This is a genomic window from Alcanivorax profundi, assembly GCF_003597125.1.
Lineage (GTDB): Bacteria > Pseudomonadota > Gammaproteobacteria > Pseudomonadales > Alcanivoracaceae > Alcanivorax > Alcanivorax profundi.
The window spans coordinates 1-407 of the sequence record NZ_QYYA01000153.1 but is presented as its reverse complement, the minus strand read 5'-3'; the positions used below and the strand labels follow the sequence as shown (position 1 = coordinate 407).

Below are 407 nucleotides of genomic sequence, written 5' to 3'. Positions count from 1 at the left end.
GATACTTGTCGCTAAATCGGGCGATGCTGTAGAAACGTTCAGAGTTGCGCCCTCCGAAATGGATAGGCACCACATCGCGCTGATATTCTATACTCTTAGAGATAAACGTCTTCTTCCAAGGCAGGTCGTGGATGGTTCCATCCTTGCGCTTGCGGCTGTTCAAGCCTGCCGGAAACATCAGCATGTGGTTATCACTCTTGAAGCCCGCCTCCACCATCCGTGGGAAATCGCGACTCTGGCGACCCGTCTTGTTGATGCCGATACTTACAGGTTTCAAACCCGGCAAGTTGAGCAGAAGATCATTCACTAGATAGCGGAACTTGCCATCATAGTGCTTGCCGATGATGGAACCGAGACATACACCGTCCTGTCCGCCCAGAGGATGATTGGAAACAAAGGTATAGAGT

At 50.9% G+C, this 407-nt stretch carries 1 pseudogene; it reads right to left on the bottom strand.

The features are described from left to right. Window positions 1–407 (bottom strand): annotated as a pseudogene (locus D4A39_RS19330) (hypothetical protein); the annotation flags it as partial.